This window comes from Leptolyngbya sp. AN02str (genome assembly GCF_050565595.1).
Lineage (GTDB): Bacteria > Cyanobacteriota > Cyanobacteriia > Elainellales > Elainellaceae > Kaiparowitsia.
In genome coordinates, this window is sequence record NZ_JBNXVR010000011.1 from 146,098 (window position 1) to 170,991 (window position 24,894).

Below are 24,894 nucleotides of genomic sequence, written 5' to 3' on the forward strand. Positions count from 1 at the left end.
TAGTCTACCAAGATGCCGAGTTATTTGAAAAGGTGTATGGCTATATCCGACAGTATTATTGATGAGGCTTGCTGTGTATGAACCCAGAAGATAACGAAAAAGAATTCGCACAGAAGCTCTTAGAAGCAACAAACGATCATGAAATCCTTCAGATTATTGATAAGGCATGGATATCTTCTCTCAGAAAGGGAAAAGATAGAACTTTTGCCGAAGAACTGATTCAACTGCACAACAGTAAGCAAATAGATCTCGTTCATGTTTTTAGTACGCTAGAGAATAGAGCTAATTCCGACATCAGATTCTTTTCAGTAAGAAATATCTTTGAAGAATTGCTTCCGAATCTGAATGCTGAGATGTCACAAGTGATGGACTGTGTGCTCCATCTGGTAGCACAAGCTGGTCAAGATTTAACTGCTTGTATTCTTTTTCGACCATTTATAGAATACTGTAGTGCTGAAACCACGCGCCCTAAACAAGGACTGAGACTAATTGAAGATTCGGCAGATAAATACAAGCCGTTTTTAGTATCAGTTCTTACGGCTGGTTCACAAGCTGATTTTGAGCACTATTTTCATGAAGCTATTCGTCTAGTTAATGATAAAGATATCGGCATTCGCAGAGAAGCAGTATGCTCACTGGGATCTCTGCGATATCCCGAAGATCTTTACTACGTTGATGAAGCATTTCAAGTCTTAGAATCTGCTGTCAATAAGGAAGCAGACGATATACTTTTAGCGAGTGCAGTTAAAGTAGCTTTTGATTTGTATCAGCGCAACAACCTGCTGACTGATCGTGCTACTCAACTGGTTGATTCGGCTTTACTGAAAGGGGGTGATACAGCTTTATGGGCTGCATCACGTTTATTCGGATTTGATTGCAAGGACCTTCCAGAGTCTCTAGTAGACGTACTCCTCAAACACTTGCTACGAGTTAATCCGAACCATAAAGGCACTTTGGATAATATTGACTATGGAGTGAACCACCTATTTAGCTCTGGAGCGTATGAGAAAGGTCTGAAATTTATCGAAAGAATGCTCTCAAGTCATAAAGAAGCTATATCTCTGAAAGTATTTGATAGTACATCCCATAATCTTATCCAGAATAAAAATAATATACTAGGCCGTATCGTAACGAGGTGGTTCCTCCAAGGTAAACAAGAACTCTGTGAGGGAATTGTATCCATTTTGGAGGTGGTTCATGGTCACGAGCTGTTGATTTCTCTGGAGCAAGAGGAATTAGAAGAATTGGAATCTGAAGCCATCATATTTGTGGCTAGAAAGTCCATTGGATATCTCTTCTTTCAACCAGTATCCGCAGCGAGTGTGATAATTTCTCTCATGAGTTTTACATCAAATGATAAGACTATTCAGACTTTATCTAGTCTTCTGTTTGACCCGCTTCTCATTAATTACTCAGGAAAAGTTGGTGATTATCTGAAAGCACAGCTTGAAACGCACGTAAATACGCATGTAAGGCAAGGAGTGCAGAGGGCGATTGAATCTTTTGAAAGTTACATTGAAGATTTGAAATCCATAGGTGATATCCCTGAGCTACATCCTTCTCAAGAGAATAGAGAAGTCTATAGACGGCGTATGACTCGCCAGATGTCAGAGGCGATGAAAAATGCTGAAAAGGAATCAGTATTCCTGTCTATTATTACTAAATCCATTTTGTTGTATGGCCGCAAATCAATAGATTACGTCTATGGCCCTGATGGTGAATCAAGACGTATGGAGATGCCTTTGAAAAGCTTTGGCACAGAGATGGAGTTTCCACGCCTTGATAACATTGACCCTTTTGGTTTGGACTATATGATTAGGATTTTTAGAGCGGAGCAGAGAAGGGCAAATGAAGCTGATAATTAAACAGTACTTAGCTTCGCTAAAGGAACGTAATGAACTGGATGCAATATTACCAGACTTGTTAAGCGAACTCGGATTGAATGTGTTTTCACGACCAGGCAGAGGCACCCGACAAGACGGTGTTGATGTCGCTGCTGTAGGTAGTCTGAATGGAGGAGAGGAAAAGGTATACCTGTTTTCTATAAAGGCAGGTGATTTAACCCGGAACTCTTGGGATGGAGATGCTCTTCAATCTCTTCGACCTTCTCTCAATGAAATTTTGGATTCTTATATTCCTAACCGACTTCCCGATGAGCATAGAACGAAATATATCGTTGTTTGTCTATGTTTTGGTGGGGATATTCAAGAGCAAGTACGACCTCAAGTTGAAGGATATATTAAGCAAAATAAGAAAGAAGGAATTTCGTTTGAAGAGTGGAATGGTGACAAGTTAGCATCACTTATTCTCTCCAGCTTTCTGCGTGAGGACCTTCTTCCTGACAACGCACGATCTCAACTGAGAAAATCACTTGCCTTGATTGATGAACCAGAATCTTCATATAGGCATTTCGCCGTACTCCTCAAGATGTTAACTAGTGTAGAGACTAGTCGTGACAAAGAGCGGCTTACTTTGGTTCGTCAGATTACAATATGCTTGTGGATACTTTTTTCTTGGACTCGTGAGGCTGGCAACCTAGAAGCGGCATATTTATCTAGTGAGATTTCCCTTCTGTATGCATGGAACATTGCAAAGCCCTATCAAAACCAAAAGACAAAAGTGGCAACAGAAATTCAGATGGCTTTTCAATCAGTGTTAACTGCATATCTTCAAATCAGCTCTGAATTTGTAAACACGAGAATTTTGCCTTCTGTTTCAAAAAGACATGCTCTATCCACTGCTATTCATTCGTCTTGTAGCTTAGATGTCAATCTCAAACTCTTTGAAGTATTAGGTCGCCTTGCACTAGAAGGTGTTTGGGCTTACTGGATTATGACGAGAACAGAAGAGGAAGAGCAAATTCATAACGCCCTAAGGGAAAAGGTTGTAACTATTACAGAGTCCATTAAACAACTCATAATTAATAATCCAGCACTATTTCTCCCGATCAAGGATGATCAAGCAATTGATATATCTATCGCTGTGTTATTGTTAGCCGTCGATGGTAATAATCATGATGATATTGCTCAATGGCTTTCTGAAATGGTAAATCGAGCTGACTTTTCATACAAGATAGGTGGAAAGTATCCTTGTAATCTGCGTACTTATAGCGATCTTCTAGATCATCCTCAACGGATAGAAGATGAATACCGCCGCGAGGTAACTGGGGGCAGTATTCTTTTTCCAATAATAGCTTTGTCAGCAGCCTTACTAGACGAAGATAATCTTTACAGCGAAGTACAGACCATTAGAGAAAACCATCTCGCTCATTGTAATTTTCAGTTTTGGTACCCAGATGAAAGCTCTGAGGAGCATTTCTACATCAATAGTGATGCACATGGAGGTACTTTATCTAACGTATGTATTGATCGATCAATGAAAGAGTATTTGGAGCAAGTCTTTGGCGAGTGCTCACACTCGCCACAATTCAACTCACTCTCAGCAGTTGAAAGTGGACTATGGCCTTTAGTCATTGTTGCTTGTCGCCATTATCGGCTTCCTCTGCCTCTGCACCTCTGGAAAGGATTTTATGTCACTGAGCAAATAACAAAGACGGGGTAAACCCAACAGCCAGTGAAAAATCGGCGACTTAGCACGATGTTCTATGAGTGTTTTTTACATGACGCATAGATATTTACCACCCCCCTCTGGCCCAGTCTCAAAATCGTAATTTCGGGTTGCGTTCTTCAATTAAACTAATCAAAGATTTCGATTCTATCTTAATTCGCTCCTGATCCTCTGAGGAGATCTTCTCCCAGTGACACTTAGAATAGGGATTATTGGGCGACTCGAAGCGCCAAACAGTCCCATCTTTAGGATACAGATAATAGTCTCTATCCCATGACCCCGTTGTGGAGCCGAGCAGTATCATATTTTCTTTGTCTGGAGCGTCCATAAGTGACGGAAGCATAACATAAATTTCAGGGTGATAGGAACTAAGCTGAGAGGAGCTAAGACACGGGGTGTGTTAAGTAGAAGAGCAAAGACTTTGAAATAGGATAGAACGTATATTCAGAAATAAGAGCGTCAGTGGAAGATGCTGGTTGGTCTATCCATGAGTAGGGTTAAACCTACCACTTTCGCGGCCATTTAGCATGTTGTTTAATTAGTATCGTTTTTAAGGTACCCTTTTTCGACTGCCTCAGTAATGAGCTGTGCCGCGAGACTCCAAATGAGCGTCGCTCCTTCTAGAATACTCGCATTTTTCCTAATGACTTGCTCAGCCGAAAGTTCTAGTTCTTTCCAACTGCCGCCATTGTTATTTGAGTTCATAATGAACGCCATCAGCCTATCCACACTTGTAGCAAACTTTGCATCATCCGTTTCCTTGGCTTCAAACTCTTTCCAGAGTGATAAGAACTCTTCGCCTTGTTTGTCGGGCAATATTCCGAAAATTCGTCGCGCTGCAATAGTTTCATTTTCATATGTCGAGCTAGATTTGTTGTAATGAAGTGTATCTCCGACATCAATTTCAACAAGATCATGAATCATCAACATTTTCAGGACTCGAAGGATATTTACTTCCTGATTTGCATGTTCTACAGGCACAAGAGCGGATAACATCACTTGCCAGCTATGCTCTGCGGAATTCTCTTTTCTTTGTTCACCGATAGGCGAGGTCTTCCTCAAGATGCCCTTGAGTTTGTCTGCTTCGATGATAAATTTGATTTGCTGCTCAAGGTTGGCAGTAAGTTTATCAGCACTTCTCTGATTCATCGTACTTTAAGTCAACGCAGCGTTGGCTAATCTCTTCCTTGCTGTATGCCTCAGCAAAGCTTCTTTGGCATGATGACTATAGCAGCATGACGATCAGGAGACTATCGGGTAGTGCCGTTGAAATAGAGTGCGGGAATTAAGGCCACCACGGATCTCGAATCCATGCCTGAAAAGCGTTTCGATGGATATCATCCCACACTGAAAAAGCTTCAATGAAATCGAATGGTCCACATTTCCAAGGACAGTTCTTCATTGTGGTGTGTCCCCATACTGTCTGACGACAATTACTTTTCGCCTTCGCGTCAATTATACGTAGAAGCGATCGGAGCCTGTAGCAAGGGGTTGAGCATTTGTTCTAGTTGTCGTTTTACCCAAAAGTAATTGTCGTCAGATACCATACAGAAAGCACAAATTGAGCAGTACAGCGTTCCCCGTGGGAGATGGCAGTAGTTGCCCATGCATCAAGTTTGTGCTGATCCCAAGGAGATGCCCCTGGAGCATTTTGCAGAGACGGAAAACCCAATACCAACTTGCTCATTTTCGTGAGCTTGATTTTTTCGGGGCTGATATCGGGTGTCGTAATCATGCATTTTTCCTGGCACTACTAAGCAAAATTCGAGAGACACAGCGACGACTATATCAATGGTCATGGTGAGTGCAAGCTAACCACAACAATCAGTCAGATCCTTAATGAGGGGAACACCCCAACCAATTAGAAAAAGCCTAAATAAATCCCCTATCTTCTGAGTTTTTATCTTACATAACTCCTCTTTATGTCATATAGTTCAGAGGCGAAAAACTAAGCCAATTTCGGCGTTTCTTTGTATGTCATGAGCCTTATTGAAATACCAGAGAAAGGTTTAACCATACCTTCACTTACTCAATGCTCAGGTCTTTCATTACCAATTTTAATAACAAATGCTGGGCAAGAAACTGCTCGCCGTTTTGTAGAGTTTTTCATTGTTAGTATCCGCAATCAAAACACCAGAGAAGCCTATGCTCGCGCTATCAAGCAGTTCCTTGATTGGTGTAACGAATACGGCTTAGAGTTCTCTGACATCAACTCACTTGCGATCGCAGCATATGTTGAACGTCATCCTGGATCAGCCCCAACGATTAACCAGCATCTCGCAGCGATACGCATCATGTTTGCCTGGATGGTGACGGGTGGCATTCTTAAGGAAAATCCAGCAGCGGAAGTGAGAGGGCTGACGTATCGAATCAAGCAAGGAAAAACCCCAGTGCTCACTGATGATGAGATGCGAGAGCTACTTGACTCCATTGATGTATCCCATGTCGTTGGGCTACGCGATCGAGCACTGATTGCCACTATGTTTTTTAGCTTTGCTCGAATCGGTGCTGTGTTAGGAATGCAGGTAGAAGATTACTTTAAAAAGGGCAAACGGTATTGGCTGAGACTGCATGAAAAAGGCGGCAAATACCATGAGGTGCCAACCCATCACAAAGCTGAAGAATACCTCGATCAGTACCTAGACGAAGCTGATCTCTGGAATGAGAAAGGTACTCCCCTCTTCCGCACAACGATTGGGAAAACACGAAAGCTTACTGAGCGGGGACTTCAGCGGCAGGAAGCCTGGGCAATGATCAAACGACGAGCACTGGCAGCGGGAGTCAACACTGATGCCTGCAACCACACTTTCCGAGCTTCAGGAATCACGAATTACCTAAGAAATGGCGGCAGTAGGGACAACGCTCAGAAGATTGCGGCGCATGAGGATAGCCGAACTACGGCGTTGTATGACCGACGGGAAGATACGATCAGTCTCGACGAGATTGAAAGAATACGTTTGTAATAATCAATTGACCAGAAATTTCTAGAAGAAAGCAGCGTGACCAAGTAAACCTTTGCCACCTGCAAATTAGCCAGGGAAGTGTATCCCGATTTTTAAATCAATCTGCCTGCTCGCTGGGGAATGAATATCGCAGCTCTTGGGTGAAGCAATCCCAAAGTATCACCAACTTCCTTGATGCCTAGTGCATTACTCCATAAGGAGAACGCAACCCTTCACCCCAGAAAGGAAATACAATTTCATCAAGACTATAAAAGTCTTGGGTAAGCACCCCGGATGTCTTTCCTATGCGATGTTGATGTAAGTAATCAGAATTGATGGTGTAGAGAGAAGCTCCAACACAGGTGCTAAAACATCCTCTAATTGTTCCAGTCTCCCAGACTCTCGGAAAAGAGGCAAAGATATTTGACGGAATAAGTTGAGCATCTCGAATACTCTCATCGAGAGTTTTGCCAATGTTTTGATTTCCAAATGCACCGTAAGGCTCATCATGGAACGTGTTGTTGGACATATTCTCAGAAGTTGAAACATCATGATGAATAAACTCAGACGTTCCAAAGAAGTCACTAGCCCACTTAGGAGTTTTTACATCCTCTAAGCGGAGAAACGCTTTGTTTCCAAACTTCGCGAGAAAGGATTCATGCTGCTCATCATAATGTTCCTCAACCTGGGCAATATCGTGATATGAAACAACAGTAGATACACCATACTTACGCCCTAAATCGAGAAGATCAAGCATCCCCTCCACCTTTCCTATCTTTGATCCTTCATCGATGATAATCCAGGTTCGCCGTGGATTAAAAGCATCTTCGGCAAAGTGTTTTGAGGTCAATATCTCATCAATAAGGCGAGCAAGAAAAAGACGGTTAACAGTTTCTAGTGTTGATTGCACTGTCTGATAGGCTCCAAGTAAGAGCACATAACTACCTTGTAAAAAACTAGAAACCGTTACCTTTTCCTTTGCATAGCACCAAAGAGCAGCAATCTCGATATAGTCTGTAAGAACAGTTCTTAGAACCTCAAGAATGCTTGAAGTCATCTTCTCCGCAGGACTGGAGAGTAATCTGACTTGAGGAGTGTTGGTACGGCTCCATCCTAAAAGCTCTATCAGGAAGCTCTCCTCCTCAAATAAACACACCTGAATAACATCCCGCAGGTTCCACTGCCGAGGATACCTCTCGTTCATTGAGATAAGGACACCAGCAAGTATATTGCGGGCAGCATTATTCCAGAATGGATCAGTGACTTTCGGATTGTCAGGGATGACGATCCGTGCAAACTGGCGAGCCAGACTCGGAGCTGTAATATCCTGAGCGATATCCCAAGCAACACTTCTTCGATCAAACGGATTAAGCGTCTTGAGAAACCCATTCTCAAAGGTAAATCCGAGATTATACATGACCGATACACTCTCCCCACTATGGTCATGTATCAGCGCACGGTGATCAGCGTTGGTTCCTACATAGCCAGGAAGTACCGACTTCATTAAGATATCAATGAGTGTTGATTTTCCAGCTCCGGGAACGCCAAAAACAAGAAAGTTCTCGACTGCTGAGGCATACGGTAAACTGACCCCACCAAAAGCCGGAAGAGGCTTCATAGTGCTAGCTTCCGCGAGTTGTTTAGCCCGTTTTTGATACTCCTGTGGAGTTAATAGTTTCCTGCCGTTGTAGTGAGTTCGATAATTCATCGCAAACCTTTTCCTCTACTTTTTCATTGCACCTTTATCAGTGCACACTGCTTTCTTCTAAATCTCCGTAGACATCTACCCAAAAAATTACCCGTTTCTCCAAAGAAACGGGCTTAGTAAGATGCAACCTTAGTAAAGGTAGTACTAGGTATTCAACTGATTGAAGAGTCGAGATCAGGATCATCACTCGCTGTGTCCGGGTATTTACCATTACGAGCGCTCAGAGGGAAAGCCTCCTCGACACTGCTAGTACGATCGCTACCAAGCGAGACCTCTTGATTTTCAAGGAGCCTAGCTGAGTTCGGTTCAGCGTTTCGTCGGTCTTTGCCTGATTGAGTGGGGATTGTACGGTTCTTAGTACGGAGTCGAGATGTATTTCTTGAACGGCTTAGATCAGTACCGCTACGCTCTAGATACTCTACTCCAAACACCTGAAGGAGTGTCTGTCGATACTGTGCCTCAGTATCCATTAGGAACTTACTGAGTGCTTTCATATCCCGTTCAAGTGTCTTCTTCTGTCGTCGATACTTCTTCAACTCAGCTTTGAACTTCTCATGCCATTCATAGGCTTTCAGTATGTTGTTTCCTAATTGCTCCATCTGCGCTCTGATTGCTCCTCGGTCTTTCCTGGCTATTTCATCAATGATTGAAGCCGTAAGAAAGCTAAACCCAACAGAGAGCGCGAAAAGAAGAAACGACCACAGATCAAAAGCAACTCCATCAACAACCATGCTCATAAGGATTGATACGCCAGAGATGACGGCATCAACTATTACAAACGTGATAAAGCCTCGAAGCCGCAGTTTTTGCTCTATACTTCTCTCGTTTGGTTTTGAGTAAGGAGAGAGAATAGCATCTCGAAAAACTAATTCCAGTAAATGCTTTCCTCCAAGAAACAATGCAGCTCCTCCGAGAAAACCGATGGTATAAGCACCAAAAGCAAAGGGTACCCAAAACTCCATCAACTTTCCAATGGAGATACCTGGCGCAAGAGAGAGTCCAGCGATGACTACCGTGTACCACCACGGAATCTTGGTTCCCCTCACGATGAGAGCCTGAGCAGAGTTCTCTTTTGCCTCTAGCTCGTCAAGATAATCACTACTCTTCTCCAACTGAGCCTGGAGATTGGACATCTCAGCAATGGTTCTCTCCTTAATCAGAGATAAATCAATCAGCTTGCTAATTCCCTCTCCATCGAAAGCTTTAAGGTCATGCTCGTTGAGCATGTTCGTATCGAGGAGATCGTCTATGAAAGCTTCTCTCGCAGCTAAAAATTCAGCATTTGTGTAGATTAGCTTGTGGGCAAAGGAAGCGGGTGCAGGAGGCAAATTTTTCCTCATCATCAAAAAATCCTATTGATGTGTGCTTGGTAATTACCTAAGGAAGACAGTTAGAAATCTCTTCTTGAAGAGAAGCAACAGTAACTTTGTCACGCGGAATGCCTTCAAAAAGTGAACCTGTCTGCGTGCGTACTTCACCCTGAACTCCGTAAAGGCAGAGCCTTGCAAGCTTCTGTTGCTCAGATGCAATCGCTTGAATGAGTGGTTCTAGACCGTTTTTCTGTGCAGCCGACGCTGTATTGTCGTCAGAATGACCTATCCCCTTAGTCACAATGACCGCATATACTTGCGTGTTGCCGTTTGATTGTTTGAGGATGTAGGACAACCGTTTCAGCCCCTCGTAGAGTGCTGTTGGATCCTCTCGCTCTGCTGTCTTCTCTACGACTTGCTGTGAAAGCTTTTGATGCAGCCCACTTTGGTAGGAAGTCCTTTGAACTGCTCCTCCATAGACAACATAGTGACTTGATGACAGCACATCGACATCTAGCCATGCTGGTACAGTAGACCACGGACCTTGTGGTTTAATGGCTTTACGGAGAATCGTTGTAACTACTTTCTCTTCGTTTGTATCTCCAGAAGCAAAGCCAACATACACTCTTCTCGTGATGTCTTGTTCGACACTTCTACCCTGTGAACTACAGGCTACAATTCCGCATAGCAGAATGAGCTGAAGCCCTTTCAGTACTTGTTTCAACACGAAATCAACCTCTTTTCAACCTGAACGGTCGGGAGGCTACCAAACAGCTTTTACAGATGCAACACTGTTTGTTTAAGTGGCCGATACTACCACCATTTACGTTGTGCCAAATGAACAGAGAAAAGGTTATGTAGAACCTTCTGCTCTGTAGAAATGTGAAGAACCTTAACAAACACCCTTATCGCTCGAATTCCCAGTCAATCTGCCGATGCTTAACAGAGTGACCTGATGCCTCGTCACGCTGTTTCTCCTGAAGAGCACGAGTTTGCTCAAGGTTCTGTTCAGCGTGCCGGAAGACTTTGCTTTGCCGTTGCCTGTGCTGTGTGACACCTTGTTCAAGACTCGTAACAGCGTGCTTGACAGGATCAAACGGCTCATTTTCTCCGCGAACAGACGGATTCCTCCAGTGTTCTGGAACAGGTACACGCTGCGGGTTAAATGACGGATTATTTAGTGAGACTTCAGGAGTCTCCTGCTCCCTATCTAATCGATGCTCGCCATTCGATGAACTACTACTCTGTTGAGTCATTGCTGCTGCGAGATCCTGTCGAGCTTGAAATGTCTGCTCTTTGGCGCGAACTGCCTCAATCAGCGCTTGGTCACGCTGTTCGAGCTGAGTCAGCCGATCGTGTAGCTCTGACTGTTGCTTAGCAAATTGAACTTCTCTCTGCTTTGCTTCAGTTTCAAGCTGTTTGACCCGCTCCTCTAGATCGCGAACCCGTTGCTGTTGCTCAGCCTCCTTTTGTTTGGCGTATTCTTCAACTTTGCCTTGAGCACGAGCTTCAGCTTCTTTGCGGGTGGCTTCAGCCTCTTTGAGGTTGGCAGTCTCCTTCTGAACAGCCTGCTCGTGTTTCTTGATCTCTTCAGATTGAGATTTCTCTTTGGCTTCAGCAAGCTGCTTTTCAGCAATTTCTTTCTGGAGTTGATAGTGGCGCTCGTCAAGCTTCGCTTTGTTAAGCTCTTTCTGAGCTTCAATACGATCTTGTTCTGCTTTAGCCTTTTCTACTTCACGCTGCTTTTCAATCTCGCTCTGGTATTTCTTGGCGTTGGCTTCCTTGAATCTCTCGTCAGCGAGCTTTTCCTGCTTCTCAATCTCCTGGCGCTCTCGATAAAGTTTTAGCTTCTCGGCGTCAACCTTGAGCTTGCCTTCAGCCTCAAGCTTTCTAGCTTGTACTTCGGCTTGCTCAAGCGCTTTATCATACTTATTCGGGAAAAGATGCTTGATCTCACGTTTCTCGATCTCCCAAGCAGCCCAAAAGTTACCCTGGATTAAGTGTTCTGCTTGCCACTGGCGATAAAGACCAGGATCAGTAAAGAAGCCTCCGCCGTAGCTAAGAGTCTTAGCGTGGTCGTCTTTCTCCATCTGAAAGACAGGACTTTCATTAAGGCTTACTGAAGTAAGCCAGTTAAGAGAATCCCATGCCCAAGGATGATGACGTTCACATCCTTTTCTCTTGGTATCTTTCCACAAACCACCGTAATATTCTGTCATTAACCTTCATTGAATTCGACAACAAAAAACGCGCTCAGTAGCGCGTTGAGAAAAACCTTTAATGGGGTGGTAAAGACCCAGCCCTTTTAAGGTGCTTTTTTATCTTTTTTAGATTTTGATTCACTCAGCAAGCGAGCAGTGGAGACGTGAGGTTTGTCTTTTTTCCATTCGGGTTTGGGGACTTTCTTTTTCTCTCCTCTGGGGTGAGAGCGGAATTTCGACAAGTCCATCTGTGCGGCTAACTGTTGGAGCAATTGAACGGTGGAGTCTACATCGAGGCGAGCAAACGGTTGCCATTGCAGCGGCGGAATGGCAATCATCATGCCCTCATAAACGCGGCGAACTTCATCAGCTAGATAATAGGGAGAAATGCCCGCTTCGATTTTGTCAGCTCCGTGCACACTCCGCATCGCGGCTTGAGCGACTGCCAGCAGGTTGTAGCAAATCAGCGCCATGACAAACCCAAACAAGGCGGCTCTGGGATACGCCAGAGTGTTAATTTCACCTCGGAAACATTGTTCCAGCACTTGAAACAGGCGTTCAATCCGCCATCGCTTTTGATACAGTGCGGCAATTTGCATCGCATTCGCTTTGGCGGTCGGCAGATTGGAGAGCAAGGCAATTTCGCGATCTCCATCTCGAGTCGGCTGATTGAGTTGCACGACAATTCGTCGCAGCGTTACCTTTAACGTGTCGTTGAAGACCAATTGCACCGATTGTTCAAATACCGCTCCGGTTTCACTGTCACCCACGAAAACCATCTCAGTGCGCGCTTGCCAGGGTAGCAATCCGTGTTGACGAATTACAAAGGCTGCTCCCCGCCCATGCAGACCAAAGAGAAATCCCAACGTGCAAAAGTTGCGGTCAGCAATCCACAAATCTCCACTCACTACAGTCGCCAACACCCGACCCAACAGCGACCGTTCTTGAGCATGACCATCCTCACAGGCAAACACATCAATCGCCAACATCAACGCCGGGTCTAAAATCACCAGCGCATGACCAGGCAGGGGCGCACTGTTGAGCGAACGGAGTACCTCCAATCGGCGTTCGGTTGCCGCTAAATGATTGCCATCGAGAATTTTCACCCGGTAGCCTTCCAACAGTGGTGGCAGAGTACCCCCCAGTTGCTCCATCAATCCCTCAACCCGGTTGACCACATGCCGCAGTAAAGCCTCGACAATCTGAGGCTCGATCCCATTGAGCTTGTTATACACCGACTGAATCGTGACTCCGATTCTTTTAGCTTTGGCCTGATAGGCGGCATTGACCGACGGTAAGATGCCACATACCACCAGACTCATCAAATTCACAACCGTCGAGAACAGCAATTCTCGCTGATATTGTCGTTGGGCTTGTTGCTCAAACAACGCATCGATCTCCTCGGCAGGCAGACTTTGTTCTAAGAGCACCCGCAGCATCACGCTGAAAGGACTCTCAGCAACGAAACGCTCAAATACTTCTCCCAAAATCATGGCTCAAACGGGGGGGTTAGACGTTCAGCTTTTAGAATAGAAGCCTGAAAGCCAGGAATGACAGGGATGATAGAAAATGCTAAGAAGCTCTCAAATGACCTTTAGAGGGCTGGTGGTAAAGACCCTAAATATTCTCATCACCTGGGTAACCCATTGCGATGTCAGAAGGACGCTTATCATCCTTCAAATAATTCACGAGAAAACCTAGATCTGAAACGAAAATCTCTCCGTATGTACTAAGATCTAACTCTTCTCTTAACCATCGCTTCAACTCCCTTCGAGGAGTATCAAGAAGACTTTTGCCCCGAAAGTAAGCCTTGACTTCCAACGCTTGAATTTCTTCTTCAGAGCTACCGTGATGATCGATGTCACCGAAGACGATCTTCTTGAGAGTGAACTTGATTGGGTCATAGTAGAAGGAGAAAGGAACAACCGGAAACCCATCGTAGGCATATCCTCGAAAGTAAGGATCATATTTATAGGTGTCACGGACTTTAGCTCTCACCTCATCTATGTGCATACCGAGTGTGATTGTCTCTACAGAACCGTCCTTATACAGTAATTTCATACTGGGTAGGTCAGCTTCTGGCTCAAACTCAACTGCTTTAAGTGGCTGCTTTGCAGCTAACGCTATTACTTCATCAGACAACATGGAAACTACCTCCATTAGTTGAACAAACAGGCACCTTGGATAGAAACCCTCTATCCTTTTCACCTGTTCATTTCGCACATCCTGTTATGAACTTCTACCCCTAGCAGGTTATGAATATCTAGATAGAGAAGACTGGCTTAAAAGTAAACTTGATTTTAGAGGCCGAGGTATAAGTGAGTAAAATCTGCTGGTTTTTATTTATATGTATTTGCAGAGTTGGAAGTAGTCCATATCAAGTGAGAATGATGTGAAAGCGCTGAGAAAAACCTTCAAAGGTAGGTAGCAGAGACCCTAGATATTCTCATCACCGGGATAGCCCATAGCGATGTCTGAAGGCCGTTTATCATCCTTCAAATAGTTGACGAGAAAACCTAGCTCTGAAACGACAATCTCTCCGTATGTACTAAGATCTAAGTCTTCTCTTATCCATCGCTTTAACTCCCTTCGAGGAGTATCGAGAAGACTTTTACCCCGAAAGTAAGCCTTTACTTCTAACGCTCGAATTTCTTCTTCAGAGCTACCGTGATGGTCAATGTCACCAAAGACGATATTCTTAAGAGTCAAGTCATTTGCGTAGTAAAACACGAACGGAACATTATCAAATGCATCAGAGGGACATCCCTTAATACTAAATGGGTTATAGTCGTATGTACTTTTAACTCGACTTCTTACCGTCTCCTGATCCATCCCTAAAAGGACTTCAGTTTCTGTACCATCTTTGTACAGAAGCTTCATCCCACGAGGTGGATCAAACTCAACTGCTCGAAGCGGCTTCGTCGCAGCTAACTCTTTTACGCTTTCAGACAACATGGAAACCTCCATCATGTTGATAAAAACAGATGCCTTAGATAGAAACCTTCTATCCTTTTCATCTGTTCATTTCGCACATCTTGTTATGAACTTCTACCCCTAGCAGATTATGAATATCTAGATAGAGAAGACTGGCTTAAAAGTAAACTTGATTTTAGAGGCCGAGGTATAAGTGAGTAAAATCTGCTGGGTTTTATTTATCTGTATTTGCAGAATTGGAAGTAGTTCATATCAAGTAGCTATGAATGTGGAAGTTATATTGGAAAAAGCCTTCAAAGGTAGGTAGTAGAGGCCCTAAATATTTTCATCGCATGGGTAACCCATAGCGATGTCAGATGCCCGCTTCTGGTCTTTCAAAAAGTTAACGAGAAAGCCAATCTCTTCAATAAAAAGTCCCGAATCGTAACTAGGACTAAGATCAGCTTCGCTCTCGAACCAATCATCTAACTCACTCTTAGGTGTCTCGAGAAGATCTTTGAGAAGCTCACCTCGTCGAAAGTAAGCCTTTACTTCCAACGCTCGGATTACTTCTTCAGATTTGCCGTGATGGTCGATGTCACCGAAGACGATCTTCGTGAGAGTGAACTTGATTGGGTCATAGTAGAAGGAGAAAGGAACAACTGGAAATCCATCGTAGGCATATCCTCGAAAGTAAGGATCATATTTATAGGTATCGCGGACTTTAGCTCTCACCTCATCCATGTGCATACCGAGTGTGATTGTCTCTACAGAACCGTCCTTGTACAGTAATTTCATACTGGGCGGGTCAGCTTCTGGCTCAAATTCGACTGCTTTAAGTGGCTGCTTTGCAGCTAACTCTTTTACTCTTTCAGACAACATGGAAACCTCCATCATGTTGATAAAAACAGATACCTTAGATAGAAACCCTCTATCCTTTTCATCTGTTCATTTCGCACATCTTGTTATGAACTTCTACCCCAACTGAAAATAGTGATTCTGTAAGTACGATAGTGTGATTTTTAATAAATTCAAGAAAAATCAGGTAATACTAGGCTTCACCGACTTCGTAGTAATACCTGGTAAATAGATTTCTCCAAAAAGTATTCCTTTAGCAAAGAACGCCTCATTAATGACTCAGTAAATCATGCAGGGCAAAGGAAACTGTACTCCCCTATCCTGCATGGCTGTGTTCAAACAATCCAATCATCCTTAGTATTCAGATGGTAGTAGCACTACTCCATTCTGGAAGTACAATCTCACTTGCTTAAGCGGAAAATCAGTGAAGGGAATTTCTTGCGAAACTGCAACATCCCCTTCATCTCGTTCGCAAACCAGGAGTGCTGACCGATCGTCATTTACTACCAGTTTCCAAAACTGAATCTGCTGAAGCATAGGATCTCGATGTACCCGTGGATCGATCTGCCATGAGGCGATCGCGTCGATGAGCCAATAGGCTCCCGCACGTTCTGCCAGGTAGTGAACCCCATCCGTATACTGAACCCCTAGCGAGTGCTGATAATAGGTGCTCGTTCCCGTGAACTGAGCGAGATCAGCTTCTGTAAGTGGCTGTGGTGATTGAGTCATAAGGCAGTGCCCTCAAAACAACAGAGAGTTCCTGCAATCACAGGCCATGCCGATGAAACCCTATGGTTAAACCACAAAGCTTTGCCCAGCATGGTCTTCTGACCCGAATGAAATGTCTTCTACCCAGCCCACACAGCAGAGGTGAGCGTAACTGTTCTGGTTTCCAGGTTCAAGGAAAAAAGATTTGATGATGATAGGGGAATGGCTGAAGCGATCGCCATTCCCCTCAGTATGAAGTTTCTTAACAACCTTCTGGGTTCTGTTCGAGTGCTTGGATGGCACTAATAAGCCGAACCACGAACTGCCAGCGATGCTGTGGCGGAGTCTTGGCTAAGTACTGGTCTACCAACGTCTTGATCTGCAACCGCATAAGAAACTGCTGCTGAGCAGCGCGGTTCAAGCCCTCCTTTTCCATCTCCTGAATTACCCAATCAGCCAACTGTTCAGCGCGAGCTTCGATATCATCCTCTTCCTTAGTCGGAAAGGATGGGTCAAACAGAGAGAGCTGAAACGGTTCCATGTCCAGCACCTCCATTACCATTGAGCGATGCTACTTCCTGTATTGACTTTCGATGCTGTCTCTTAGGCTTTGTCTCTCTCTGGTGGTTCCACTGTTCCCACTTAGAAATCACCTGACTAGCCTCGATCGCAACTGTCCCGTAGACGCTTTGAAGGTCTGAGAGCCTGATGACTCGATCCCCACGCAGGGAGAATGTCTTGATTTTGCCTGGAACTGCGATCGAAATATCATCACTCCTCACAACAAGTTGTCCGTGAAGCTCGTAAATTTGGATATCCAGAATAAGCGGTGCGTCTTTTGTTACCTCTTCTTGTGAACCTGATAAATGCACTGGCTGAGTTGTTGTAACCTCTTGCTTAAACTCCTTTGCGAACTGCTCTTGCTCCTCCATTTCGTTACAGATCACATCTGCTAGGCTGATCGCAATCAGGGCTGCGATCGCGTACATCACAAAATCAAATCCACCAAAATAAACGTGAAACATGAACCTGACCTCCTGGGTCAACCTATGACTTCAGGAGTGGGTTATCAAAGGAGAATCGAAACTTCAATCAAAAAGAGAAGTTTCTCTTCAAGAAAATAATTGACCATGTAGCTCAGAATCCCTAGCATCCAGCGGAAACGAGGGGTTTGGTGGAGGAAGTTATGGAGAGCGGAGAAGCTACGACTATCTTGAGTTTAAGCATTGCTGATCTGACAGCACTCTTGATGATGGGCTTAACGTTTGTCACGACGATAGCCAACATTCTGCTTTGGATTTCCACACGGCAAACAGTACTGCTTTTGCTAGGTCAGGTTCAGCACCAAGTGGCAAGCGGATACAGTGAGGCTCAGCGGAATATTGTGGATGCTCACCGTGACCTCTTTTTTCAGATTCTTAACAATTCAGCATTACTGGAGAGATTTGCGAAAGCTAACGGGCTGAACCCAGCCGAATGGGAGCTTAAGAAGGTAAGCTCATTTCTCGTCAATCAGGTGATGATTGGCTTTCTTAACTTCAGGAATGGCATCATCTGCTCCAGTCACTTTGAGGGTTTTAAGCGGGATGCCCAAGATGTCTTCTCCTACGAGACGGTGCGATCGCACTGGCAAAAGGTTCGGTTAGCCCACTCAGAGGAGTTTCGTCGATTTGTGGATACGGAGTTGCTCTGGCGTGAGGACGGAGCCACCTGATACAAAAATTCCCGACCCCTAGAAGAGAAGCCGGGAGCAAGAGAAATTAGATACAGGGGCAAATTACTGTGACTTCAGAAACGTAATCAGCTCAGGAGAGATTTCAACTACTGCCTCGTGATCGGGCACCATAAGATCTGCGTGTTGTGTTGGATTCAGTTTGCTTCCTTGTACGAATACCCGACCAGCCTCATCGGTATAAAGCGCTGGACACATACCGCTATCACAGGGACGAACGAGCACTTTCAAACTATTTTGGGTCGTCATACGCAACTCCTTGCTGAGAGAAAATTTGATGATTAGGCAAATGCACCCAAACCTAATTGCCGGGAACATGAGGCAGATTGTTCACTTACCAGTTCCACGGGAAAATTCCTTTCACCTGTTCTGAGGCATCCTCTACGGTATCGATAATCTGCTGATGCCGTTCACGTTTATTGCCATCAATAGCAGTTGCTTTCAGGCGATGAGTCGCGGCAGTTTCACCGACGATATAGGCAGATTGAGCATCCTGCGGCAGCGTTGTGCGATCGCCCCGTCTCCCCTCAGTTTCCTCGTAGAGTTCATCGGTACCACATCCGAACAGTCTGCGAGTCATCCTTTCAGTAGCATGGGCTTGGGTGCGACTGTCCCCACCCTTATCTTGAATCGTTCTTGTGAAATCCTTCCGAACCGTTGCCCCGTCAACGCGAGATCGGACTGGCTTCGACTCTTCTAATAGACTCAACTGGGAGCTTTCCGAATTCTCTTCCGGTTGATTCCTCAACCAATTGATAAAACCCATCGGCTTGTCCTCTCTCTTCAGATGTGAAGTCGCGGGAAAACAGTTGCTCTAAGCCAAGCTTGATCAGCTCAAGCCCATCTGGGAGAGTGAGAAACTCTTCCAGAATCTGATGGCGGTATTCATAGTCCCAGCGGTCAGGCGTGAAATTGAAGGTGTAGAGGATGAGCGTGTGAGCATCAAGGAGTCCAATCTGGGCGTTGAGTGCCTTGAAATGGCAAAGTGCCTTTTCCCATGTGACTTTCCGACGCATATCGCCAAAATGCTCTCTAATCTCAGGCTTAAACGTTTCCGGTTGGCAAACGACCTGCTTGAACCAGCAGTAATCTTGCCATTCCTCGAAAACCTTTTGCTTGAGTTCCTTCAGTTTCATTAGTTATTTGAGAACTGGGCTAGACGAATACCGAGCCGTGCTCAGGAGCACGCCGAGGGTTTGTGCCTCTATTGTATGTCCTTTGCTTTAGCTCCCCAACATCATAGCACAAGTACAGCACTCTACAGTGAAACACAGTTTTAGGCAGCGAAACGCATTACCCTGCTGGGGATAGCAGTGGCATAAGATGTGCTGGCAGTAGGAGACAGCACATCAAGCATGACGACACAACTAGAACCCGTGACGGTATATATAGAGCCTGAAGTGAAAGAAGGTTTAGCTGCTTGGGCAAAGAAGGAGCGGCGATCGCTCTCTAGCCTGACTGCCTATTTACTCACGAAGGCATATCAGGACTATCAACAGCAGCAGAGCCAATAAGCACATTTACTCATTAGCTCTATATGAGGGAAAGCTTAGGTCATGCAGCAAAGCGTGTCGAAATATTAAGCCTCTTTTTGGGGTAAATATGGGGTAAGTATTTTCATAAAACGCCACATTTCCTCTGGTGCAAGGCTTTTACACTCGATTCGTAATCGAGCGGTCGTGAGTTCAAATCTCATCACCGGCTTCTGTACTTGCAGATTCGCAGATTAAGTGTCGCGGTTTGCAAATTGATGTCGTTCTTGTACCGTCTCGACGATACCCTGAGCATATTGCAGCAACTTTGGAAACGCAGCTTTGCGTTCGCCTTGCGATAGATGTTGCGTTTGGGCTTGTGTAAAGGACCCTGTGCTAATGGTTGAATCACCTGTTGTAGTGCGCTAGAACTCGGTGAAGATGTGGCGATCGCCCGGTTCCATCGCTTGGGTTTCCATCGCAAACCATGATTCAACAGGCAATGCTTCCACAACCAATAACCACACATTTGAAACACGACACGTTAGGGCTACCCCGTAACCAGCTGAGGTTGGCGATCGCTGTTCCACATGACATTTGGGCGATGATTTGATTGCGATCGCCCTGGCTAGTCTGCTGGATGTAGGGTTGAGACGCTGGAAAGCCAAGTCGATGCCGATGTACTCGACGCTTGTCAGCAAAGAACGATGTAGCCAACGCAACAAGTCATTAAATTGTTAGATTAGCCACCTCGTACGTCAAATTCATAGTAACAAATCATAAATTAAGAAGTTTCTTCTGTCTCTCGTAAGCATTGATCTACTGATAGTTCTTAATTTTGCTGAACCTGATTTTTACAAACTTGTCGCGGTTCACGAATAATGTTTGTGTAAACTCCATCTGGGCGTATGATGTTGTACATCTGCTGGCAAGCGATCGGTAGCCATCCTTGCCAATCTTGCCTCCAAAAACGCAGAGTGTCATCAGCACCTACGCTAATAGCGATTTGTCCATCTGGTAGAAATGCAACCGCATTCACTTCAGTTGCTCCATCTTGGTTTCCATGCCCTTCAAGAAGTGTTCCAGCGGAGTTGACCTCTAAGTTCCATAAGTAGGTCTTTGCATTCCATCCTCCACTCAAGATTTTCTTGCCATCAGGAGAGAACGCGAAGGAAGTAATTGGGTTGCCTTGATGGTCAGCATTAGTGATTGTTTGTAAGAGTTGACCTTCTAAACTCCAAATCTGGATTTGTCCAGAATCAGCGCCAGTCGCGATCTGTTGACCGCTCGGGGACAAAACAACTGAACCGTTGAGCAACGGTCCTTCTTCAGCAAGGAAGGAATGCTCCGACTGAAGCTCATCGGCATTCCACCAGTTAAGGGTTCCATCAATACTGAGAGCAAGAATCTTGCTGCCATTAGGAGCAATAAAAACAGACTTGACAGGATAATCGAATTTGTGGAGGGGATGAGTTGCTTGGCTATCTAGGTGCCACAACCAAACAGTTCCTGTCTCATCACCGCTCACTAAAGTTTGTCCATCTGAGGTGAGAGCAATAGAATTCACTGCTGCGTCATGATTACCCAGAAGTTCTTTACTCCAGTGATTACGCCATTGCCAGCGCTGAACTTTCCCATCTTGTCCTGCGCTAATGATAGTTTGTCCATCTGCAGGAATGGCAACTAACGTTGTTCCTTCCGGGTGAGCAGGCAACCGATCCGTGAGAGGAACCCCTTCTCGATTCCAAAGCCGAATCGTTCCATTTTGACCGCCTGTCACAATGACCGGTACATCTTGTGCCACAGCCACCGAGGTAATACCGCCCTGCCTAGCGCGACGCGGAAACCATAAAGGGAATTCCTCTAGTTGCCAGAGCCGTCCAACATAGTCGTGTCCGCCAGTAACCACGGATTTGCCGTCAGGAGAAACAGCGATCGCTGTTATGCTATCTTCATGAGTTGCTAAAGGCTCTCTAATTTGACTGCCTTGCAAATTCCATAAGGTTGTTACTCCACTATCATCACCACTGATTAAAATCGGTTGACCCTGATGATTAGTGAAAGCTAGGCTGCTAATCGAACTTTCAAGGCTAATAGGATCGGATAAGGGTAGAAGACGATTGTTTTGAAATTTCCATAATCTTAGTTTTTTATCCTGCCCTGCTGTTGCGATGTAGCTTTCATCTTGATTCTCGATTTGGGAAACAGCAATTGCCCTCACTTGCTCTTGATGGGCAGATACTGGGGGGCCAACTAGCTTGCCCTGAGTGTCTAGTACGCGAATTGTCCCAGTCGTGTCACCTCCAACCATAAAGAACCCAGTTTGATGAGGAGATAGAGCCACAACAGCAAATCTCTCAAGTACTGGAAAGACAGCGTTTTTCTGAATGTCCCACAACTCCAGCATGCTTGAAGCCTGTAGCCCTAGTTGCATGACTTGTCCGGTTGGCAGAAAAGCGATCGTCAACGTGCCGGGGGAAGGAGCTGTCCAAGATGGGCCTATGGAATTACCGTTTAAATCCCAAGTTCTTATTTCACCATTAGCCGCGCCTGTGATGATTGTTTGATTATTTACAGAGAAAGCTATCGAAGTAATCTTGAAATTTTCATGTGCTTGAAATGTATTAATGAGTTGCCCTTGAGCTGTCCACAGTCTAACTTCTCCTGTGTAATCGCCTGTGGCTACCACTTTCCCGTTTGGGGAGAAAGCGGTTATCAATACACTATCCGAGTGACCATGAAGAACGCGCTGTGGCAAGATTCTGGAAAGCGGTTCCTCAATCAGCTCTTCGGTAACAGGCGCAGGCGATGACCAATTGGGGAAGCGCACTAACTTTGAACGACCTAGTGTCACGGCTAAAATGCCATCCTGCAAACTACGCATTGGATCAGAAGAAACAGACTGTTCCGCTAGTGTTTCATAAAGTCCCATTCTCAACTTCTCGGCTCGACGCAGCTGAAATAGAGCAGTCCCCGATGTAGTGATTGCAAGTACTAAACCGCTGATGAGCCCGGCCATCACTAGCCGCCGCCGCCGTTTGCGGTTGTGCTCCGCTTGCTGAGAAGCCCTGCAAAACTCTACTTGCAGAGGCGTCATGTTATTACCCACCCGCTGGTAGTATTGCTGCAACAATTCCAAGTCAGGCGATCGCCACAGACTCCCCTCCAGTTGCCCCTGCTCTTCCCAATAATGGGCTGCTTCATCCAACCGACGCTGAAACCGGATATCGTCACGACTGTTGTCTAGCCAACTCTGCAACTGCTGCCAGCTTTCAAACAGTGCCTCATGGGTAACTTCAGCCGTTTCGGTGTTGCCATTAGCGGAAAGGGTAATGAGCCGTACACCGGGGGATGCAAACAAGCCGATGACTTGTCTTACATGGGCTGGCTGATCTTGATAGGAAACTAAACTATCCAACAAAGCCCGACGACGGGTGTCTTTGGTGCCCTCCCCCAGTTGCACCAAGCCCAAGAATAAGCGACGGGCGATCGCTTTCCCATCTTCATCCAACGAGTCATAAATCCGTTGTGCCTCTCCTGCTAGGGCACCCCCCACCCCACCAATCACCTTCAACGTTTCAGCGGGTGGCTTGCCCTCTGCCAATCCTTCCCAGATGCGAGTCAGGGCAAACTGGAGCAGGGGTAAGGCTCCTTCTCGCCCCTCCGTATCCTTCACCAATAGGTCAATCGTGGCTGGATCTAGAGGATGTCCTGCCAGTTCAGCGGGTTTGGCGATCGCCTGTCGCAGTTCCTCTGGAGTCATGGCGGGCACTAGATAGCCCTGTTCGCTAAACAGCCGATTTAAGACTGCATGTTTCTGCGTTTCGCCCAAAAAGTCACTACGGAGGGTAACGATGACGGTGACTCGTTTGGCGCGATCGCCTGCTGCATGGAGCAAATTCCCGATGAAAGCATCGCGTTCAGCCTTGTCTTTACAAAGGGTGTACACCTCCTCAAGCTGATCAACCAGTACGACCAGTGGGGCGATCGCAACGTCTGGCATGACATCAGCAATTCGTCGCAACCCGTCGTATTCTCCGGCTTCGTTGACCTGTTTCAGTTCTCCAGCAAACTCACGCGTTTTAGCAACCGGGGTCAAATCCTGCGTCACAATTCTAGCGAGAACGGTGGCTAACGACTCCAGCGGATGGGTTCCTGGCACCAGAACGGCAACCCGCGCTCGATCGTACCCAGGGATCGGATGCCGTGCCAATTCTGGAATCAGTCCTGCCCGTGCCAACGAAGACTTGCCAGAACCAGACGGCCCATAAATGGGCAAAACACGAATGGCAGATTCCGTTTCATGCAGGCTGCGAAGCTTCTCCCAAAGGGCCGTAATCTGTTTCTCTCGCCCAAAGAAGCGATCGCCATCGGTTTCCTGAAATGCTGTCAGTCCCTTGTAGGGATTCGGACCAATAGCTGATGGAGTTGACTTGGAAGCAGCCGAGGTTGATTCGGTTGAGCCTGGGTGAAAAACGGCTTGCCCACCGCTGACGTACACCACAATTCCACCTAGTACCTGGCCGATCGCCTGATTGCGATCGCCCGCTACATTTTGAGAAGGAGTTAGCGAATGGGGTGGGGTGGGGGCTGGGTCGTTCATGGTGGGGGCTAACTAACGGTGGTGAGAACTTAGTCGAATTCAGGTGCCCAGATGCTAGAGACCTCCATTTCCCAGCCAGGGAGAAGGTCGGGAACGATGAAGCGATCGCCGTTATGCAGGGTAACGGGGTCTGTTTGGTGTCGAAAGACTTCGATGGTTTGGGTGCGGTAGTCTACCAGGGCACCGACAGTGGTGCCGAGGTCGAGGAACTGCCGGATTTTTGCACGTAGGGTGTCGAGATCGTCGGTTTTAGAGCGGACTTCAAAGATCAGGTCGGGGACGAGGTTGGCATAGTCTTCAGTGGTGCGTTTGAGGCGTTCGGCTTTGACAAAAGCGGCATCCGGGGCGCGGACATCTTCACCTGCGTTGGGGAGTTTGAAGCCTGCGCTGGAGGCAGTGACGCGCCCTAATCGTCTGGGATGAACCCATGCCCAGAGTTGGGCGATAATGGCGGCCGCAATTTCATCGGATTCAAAACCAGATGGACTCATGACAATGATGGCTCCATCGACGAGTTCGAGGCGGTAGTCGGGATGTTGTTGTTGGAAACGTTTGAGGTCTTCGACGGTGAGGGTCATGGAGTCCTCCTACGAGGTCTGGGCGATCGCATCTGGGGGATGTAGGTAAACGCACAGCGCGTTATTGATAGCATAGGCGATCGCTTCGGCGGTCGGTGATAAGCCATCAGGGTTTCCCTCGTTTTAACGGCATTGCCGCAACATGCTCTAGAAGCATTCGATTTATTGAAAAAATTCTAAGTACAGGACAAAAATTGTAGAACATCCCGAAAATCATTCATTTTCTGCTCTAAGCTGAGGACAATGTGGCGAAGATAGTCAAAGCCATAACGGAAAATACTCTTGGCTCTACGTCCATGCTT

At 45.9% G+C, this 24,894-nt stretch carries 22 protein-coding genes and 1 pseudogene; 5 read left to right on the plus strand and 18 right to left on the minus strand.

Annotated elements, in window-relative coordinates:
- Positions 1-77: 77 nt before the first annotated feature.
- Positions 78-1,865: a hypothetical protein gene (locus tag ACQ4M4_RS10950; RefSeq protein ID WP_430684542.1), complete on the plus strand. Its 1,788-nt coding sequence runs from the start codon at positions 78-80 to the stop codon at positions 1,863-1,865.
- Entirely contained in the window at positions 1,849-3,561 is a 1,713-nt protein-coding gene (locus ACQ4M4_RS10955; RefSeq protein ID WP_430684544.1) for a hypothetical protein, read from the plus strand. The genes ACQ4M4_RS10950 and ACQ4M4_RS10955 overlap by 17 nt, the downstream gene beginning before the upstream one ends.
- 540 nt (positions 3,562-4,101) lie before the next feature.
- Here the strand turns inward: ACQ4M4_RS10955 and ACQ4M4_RS10960 are convergent.
- Positions 4,102-4,716: an HD domain-containing protein gene (locus ACQ4M4_RS10960; RefSeq protein ID WP_430684545.1), complete on the minus strand. Its 615-nt coding sequence runs from the start codon at positions 4,714-4,716 to the stop codon at positions 4,102-4,104.
- Positions 4,717-5,546: 830 nt separating this feature from the next.
- Between ACQ4M4_RS10960 and ACQ4M4_RS10965 the strand changes: the two genes are divergently transcribed.
- On the plus strand, positions 5,547-6,530 hold the full coding sequence (locus ACQ4M4_RS10965) for a tyrosine-type recombinase/integrase (protein WP_430684546.1): 984 nt from the start codon (positions 5,547-5,549) through the stop codon (positions 6,528-6,530).
- A gap of 178 nt (positions 6,531-6,708) precedes the next feature.
- On the opposite strand, the gene ACQ4M4_RS10970 is transcribed toward ACQ4M4_RS10965, so the two are convergent.
- From ACQ4M4_RS10970 to ACQ4M4_RS11020, 11 genes are all read right to left on the minus strand, one after another.
- On the minus strand, positions 6,709-8,217 hold the full coding sequence (locus ACQ4M4_RS10970; protein WP_430684547.1) for a type IV secretion system DNA-binding domain-containing protein: 1,509 nt from the start codon (positions 8,215-8,217) through the stop codon (positions 6,709-6,711).
- Between the two features lie 152 nt (positions 8,218-8,369).
- Entirely contained in the window at positions 8,370-9,560 is a 1,191-nt protein-coding gene (locus ACQ4M4_RS10975; RefSeq protein ID WP_430684548.1) for a hypothetical protein, read from the minus strand.
- A gap of 34 nt (positions 9,561-9,594) precedes the next feature.
- Positions 9,595-10,251: a hypothetical protein gene (locus ACQ4M4_RS10980; protein WP_430684549.1), complete on the minus strand. Its 657-nt coding sequence runs from the start codon at positions 10,249-10,251 to the stop codon at positions 9,595-9,597.
- Between the two features lie 181 nt (positions 10,252-10,432).
- A complete protein-coding gene (locus tag ACQ4M4_RS10985; protein ID WP_430684550.1) occupies positions 10,433-11,746 on the minus strand; it encodes a hypothetical protein in 1,314 nt (437 codons plus the stop codon).
- A gap of 86 nt (positions 11,747-11,832) precedes the next feature.
- Positions 11,833-13,221 (minus strand): IS4 family transposase, encoded by a 1,389-nt coding sequence (locus ACQ4M4_RS10990; RefSeq protein ID WP_430684551.1) that lies wholly within the window; start codon positions 13,219-13,221, stop codon positions 11,833-11,835.
- Positions 13,222-13,345: 124 nt separating this feature from the next.
- Entirely contained in the window at positions 13,346-13,873 is a 528-nt protein-coding gene (locus ACQ4M4_RS10995; protein WP_430684552.1) for a hypothetical protein, read from the minus strand.
- A 291-nt stretch (positions 13,874-14,164) separates the two neighbouring features.
- A complete protein-coding gene (locus tag ACQ4M4_RS11000; protein ID WP_430684553.1) occupies positions 14,165-14,683 on the minus strand; it encodes a hypothetical protein in 519 nt (172 codons plus the stop codon).
- A 294-nt stretch (positions 14,684-14,977) separates the two neighbouring features.
- Positions 14,978-15,523: a hypothetical protein gene (locus ACQ4M4_RS11005; protein WP_430684554.1), complete on the minus strand. Its 546-nt coding sequence runs from the start codon at positions 15,521-15,523 to the stop codon at positions 14,978-14,980.
- A 330-nt stretch (positions 15,524-15,853) separates the two neighbouring features.
- Positions 15,854-16,228: a DUF6876 family protein gene (locus ACQ4M4_RS11010; RefSeq protein ID WP_430684555.1), complete on the minus strand. Its 375-nt coding sequence runs from the start codon at positions 16,226-16,228 to the stop codon at positions 15,854-15,856.
- A gap of 241 nt (positions 16,229-16,469) precedes the next feature.
- Positions 16,470-16,748 (minus strand): hypothetical protein, encoded by a 279-nt coding sequence (locus tag ACQ4M4_RS11015; RefSeq protein ID WP_430684556.1) that lies wholly within the window; start codon positions 16,746-16,748, stop codon positions 16,470-16,472.
- Positions 16,720-17,232 (minus strand): hypothetical protein, encoded by a 513-nt coding sequence (locus tag ACQ4M4_RS11020; protein WP_430684557.1) that lies wholly within the window; start codon positions 17,230-17,232, stop codon positions 16,720-16,722. The genes ACQ4M4_RS11015 and ACQ4M4_RS11020 overlap by 29 nt, the downstream gene beginning before the upstream one ends.
- A gap of 161 nt (positions 17,233-17,393) precedes the next feature.
- On the opposite strand from ACQ4M4_RS11020, the gene ACQ4M4_RS11025 reads away from it, so the two are divergent.
- Positions 17,394-17,921: a hypothetical protein gene (locus ACQ4M4_RS11025; protein ID WP_430684559.1), complete on the plus strand. Its 528-nt coding sequence runs from the start codon at positions 17,394-17,396 to the stop codon at positions 17,919-17,921.
- A 352-nt stretch (positions 17,922-18,273) separates the two neighbouring features.
- Here the strand turns inward: ACQ4M4_RS11025 and ACQ4M4_RS11030 are convergent, their stop codons facing one another.
- Together ACQ4M4_RS11030 and ACQ4M4_RS11035 are read right to left on the minus strand one after the other, a co-directional pair.
- Positions 18,274-18,519, minus strand: coding sequence for a hypothetical protein (locus tag ACQ4M4_RS11030; RefSeq protein WP_430684560.1), 246 nt, complete (start codon positions 18,517-18,519; stop codon positions 18,274-18,276).
- 85 nt (positions 18,520-18,604) lie between these two features.
- Entirely contained in the window at positions 18,605-19,075 is a 471-nt protein-coding gene (locus ACQ4M4_RS11035; protein ID WP_430684561.1) for a hypothetical protein, read from the minus strand.
- A gap of 219 nt (positions 19,076-19,294) precedes the next feature.
- On the opposite strand from ACQ4M4_RS11035, the gene ACQ4M4_RS11040 reads away from it, so the two are divergent.
- A complete protein-coding gene (locus ACQ4M4_RS11040; RefSeq protein WP_430684562.1) occupies positions 19,295-19,453 on the plus strand; it encodes a ribbon-helix-helix domain-containing protein in 159 nt (52 codons plus the stop codon).
- A 383-nt stretch (positions 19,454-19,836) separates the two neighbouring features.
- Here ACQ4M4_RS11040 and ACQ4M4_RS11045 read toward each other — a convergent pair whose 3' ends face one another.
- The 4 genes and pseudogenes from ACQ4M4_RS11045 to ACQ4M4_RS11060 all read right to left on the minus strand — a co-directional run.
- Positions 19,837-20,112 carry a hypothetical protein gene (locus ACQ4M4_RS11045; RefSeq protein WP_430684563.1) on the minus strand — a complete coding sequence of 92 codons (276 nt, stop codon included), beginning with the start codon at positions 20,110-20,112 and terminating at the stop codon, positions 19,837-19,839.
- A gap of 131 nt (positions 20,113-20,243) precedes the next feature.
- On the minus strand, positions 20,244-24,014 hold the full coding sequence (locus ACQ4M4_RS11050; RefSeq protein WP_430684564.1) for an AAA family ATPase: 3,771 nt from the start codon (positions 24,012-24,014) through the stop codon (positions 20,244-20,246).
- A 29-nt stretch (positions 24,015-24,043) separates the two neighbouring features.
- A complete protein-coding gene (locus tag ACQ4M4_RS11055) occupies positions 24,044-24,592 on the minus strand; it encodes a Uma2 family endonuclease (protein ID WP_430684565.1) in 549 nt (182 codons plus the stop codon).
- Between the two features lie 176 nt (positions 24,593-24,768).
- Positions 24,769-24,894: pseudogene (locus ACQ4M4_RS11060) on the minus strand (IS4 family transposase); the annotation flags it as partial.

What these genes read in the sequence shown, in the direction of transcription:
- ACQ4M4_RS10950 (WP_430684542.1), top strand. Translation starts at nt 78, where the DNA reads ATGAACCCAGAAGATAACGAAAAAGAATTCGCACAGAAGCTCTTAGAA.
- ACQ4M4_RS10955 (WP_430684544.1), top strand. Translation starts at nt 1,849, where the DNA reads ATGAAGCTGATAATTAAACAGTACTTAGCTTCGCTAAAGGAACGTAAT.
- ACQ4M4_RS10960 (WP_430684545.1), bottom strand. Translation starts at nt 4,716, where the DNA reads ATGAATCAGAGAAGTGCTGATAAACTTACTGCCAACCTTGAGCAGCAA.
- ACQ4M4_RS10965 (WP_430684546.1), top strand. Translation starts at nt 5,547, where the DNA reads ATGAGCCTTATTGAAATACCAGAGAAAGGTTTAACCATACCTTCACTT.
- ACQ4M4_RS10970 (WP_430684547.1), bottom strand. Translation starts at nt 8,217, where the DNA reads ATGAATTATCGAACTCACTACAACGGCAGGAAACTATTAACTCCACAG.
- ACQ4M4_RS10975 (WP_430684548.1), bottom strand. Translation starts at nt 9,560, where the DNA reads ATGATGAGGAAAAATTTGCCTCCTGCACCCGCTTCCTTTGCCCACAAG.
- ACQ4M4_RS10985 (WP_430684550.1), bottom strand. Translation starts at nt 11,746, where the DNA reads ATGACAGAATATTACGGTGGTTTGTGGAAAGATACCAAGAGAAAAGGA.
- ACQ4M4_RS10990 (WP_430684551.1), bottom strand. Translation starts at nt 13,221, where the DNA reads ATGATTTTGGGAGAAGTATTTGAGCGTTTCGTTGCTGAGAGTCCTTTC.
- ACQ4M4_RS10995 (WP_430684552.1), bottom strand. Translation starts at nt 13,873, where the DNA reads ATGTTGTCTGATGAAGTAATAGCGTTAGCTGCAAAGCAGCCACTTAAA.
- ACQ4M4_RS11000 (WP_430684553.1), bottom strand. Translation starts at nt 14,683, where the DNA reads ATGTTGTCTGAAAGCGTAAAAGAGTTAGCTGCGACGAAGCCGCTTCGA.
- ACQ4M4_RS11005 (WP_430684554.1), bottom strand. Translation starts at nt 15,523, where the DNA reads ATGTTGTCTGAAAGAGTAAAAGAGTTAGCTGCAAAGCAGCCACTTAAA.
- ACQ4M4_RS11010 (WP_430684555.1), bottom strand. Translation starts at nt 16,228, where the DNA reads ATGACTCAATCACCACAGCCACTTACAGAAGCTGATCTCGCTCAGTTC.
- ACQ4M4_RS11015 (WP_430684556.1), bottom strand. Translation starts at nt 16,748, where the DNA reads ATGGAACCGTTTCAGCTCTCTCTGTTTGACCCATCCTTTCCGACTAAG.
- ACQ4M4_RS11020 (WP_430684557.1), bottom strand. Translation starts at nt 17,232, where the DNA reads ATGTTTCACGTTTATTTTGGTGGATTTGATTTTGTGATGTACGCGATC.
- ACQ4M4_RS11025 (WP_430684559.1), top strand. Translation starts at nt 17,394, where the DNA reads ATGGAGAGCGGAGAAGCTACGACTATCTTGAGTTTAAGCATTGCTGAT.
- ACQ4M4_RS11030 (WP_430684560.1), bottom strand. Translation starts at nt 18,519, where the DNA reads ATGACTCGCAGACTGTTCGGATGTGGTACCGATGAACTCTACGAGGAA.
- ACQ4M4_RS11035 (WP_430684561.1), bottom strand. Translation starts at nt 19,075, where the DNA reads ATGAAACTGAAGGAACTCAAGCAAAAGGTTTTCGAGGAATGGCAAGAT.
- ACQ4M4_RS11040 (WP_430684562.1), top strand. Translation starts at nt 19,295, where the DNA reads ATGACGACACAACTAGAACCCGTGACGGTATATATAGAGCCTGAAGTG.
- ACQ4M4_RS11050 (WP_430684564.1), bottom strand. Translation starts at nt 24,014, where the DNA reads ATGAACGACCCAGCCCCCACCCCACCCCATTCGCTAACTCCTTCTCAA.
- ACQ4M4_RS11055 (WP_430684565.1), bottom strand. Translation starts at nt 24,592, where the DNA reads ATGACCCTCACCGTCGAAGACCTCAAACGTTTCCAACAACAACATCCC.